1 protein-coding gene is annotated in these 1,313 nt (G+C 71.3%); it reads left to right on the forward strand.

The genetic code is table 11. The annotated features are described in order from the left end of the window. On the forward strand, window positions 1–1,313 hold a 1,313-nt coding region (locus tag FVW20_RS15705), incomplete at both ends, for an ATP-binding cassette domain-containing protein (protein WP_196610341.1).

Here is a 1,313-nt window from a genome sequence, read left to right on the forward strand (position 1 = left end):
CGCCGTGGACGACGTGACCCTGGACCTTGCGCCCGGCACCATCAACGGCCTGCTGGGGCCGGACGGCGCGGGCAAGACCACCCTGCTGCGACTGGCCGCCGGTCTGCTGCTGCCCGACGCGGGCAGCCTGACCGTGCTTGGCCGCGACACGGTGACGCAGGCCCAGGCCGTGCAGTCGGCCATCGGATACATGCCCCAGCGCTTCGGCCTGTACGAAGACCTTTCGGTTGCCGAAAACCTTTCCCTGTACGCCGACCTGCACGGGGTGTCCGCCGCGCAAAAGGCCGAACGCTGGCCTGCGCTGATGCGCATGACCGGTCTTGCCCCGTTTCTCGACCGGCTGGCCGGGCGGCTTTCCGGCGGCATGAAGCAGAAGCTGGGACTGGCCTGCACCCTGGTGCGCTCGCCCCGCCTGCTGCTGCTGGACGAACCCACCGTGGGGGTGGACCCGCTGTCCCGGCGCGAACTGTGGAACATCGTGTTCTCGCTGGTGCGCGAGCACGGCATCACCGTGCTGGTCAGCACCGCCTACCTGGACGAGGCGGAACACTGCGACCGGGTGGCCATCATGCACCACGGGCGGCTGGTGGGCGACGGCGCCCCCGGCCACTTCACCCGCCCGCTCACGGGCCGGACATGGTTCGTCACCCCCGCCATGCGCGCCCGCACGGCCCAGACTCTGCTGTCCGGGGTCCCCGGCGTGACCGACGCCGTGCTGCACGCAGGCGGGGTGCGTCTGCTGACGGAGACCCCCGAGTCGGCGCGGGCGCTGGTTGAGTGCGGACTGCTTGCGGAAGGGGACGCCGCGCCGGGCACAATCGGCCACCTGTACCCCCGCGCCCCCGGCTTCGAGGACGGCTTTCTGGCCCTGTTCGCCGCCCTGCCGCAAGAGGCGGGCACGGGCGACAGGCCCGCACCGGGGCTGGACGCCATGCCGGCCGTCACCGCACCTGCCCCTAACGTGTCCGGCACGAACATATCCGGCCCGGACGCGTCTGGCCCGAACATATCCGGCCCGAACATATCTGGCCCTGACGCACCGGATTGTCCTCCGCCGGGCCAACCATCCGCACAGGCTCCCGATACCCCGAACAGTACGCCGGTCATCAAGGTGCGCAACCTGGAACGCCGCTTCGGCACGTTCATGGCCGTGAAGGGGGCCAGCTTCGACGTGCGGCGCGGAGAAATATTCGGCCTGCTGGGCCCCAACGGTGCGGGCAAGTCCACCATCTTCCGGATGCTCTGCGGCCTGCTGCCCCCCACGGGCGGCAGCCTGCGCGTGGCCGGGGTGGACCTGCGGCGCGCACCCGCCG

It is taken from the genome of Nitratidesulfovibrio oxamicus, assembly GCF_015731765.1.
Classification (GTDB): domain Bacteria; phylum Desulfobacterota; class Desulfovibrionia; order Desulfovibrionales; family Desulfovibrionaceae; genus Cupidesulfovibrio; species Cupidesulfovibrio oxamicus.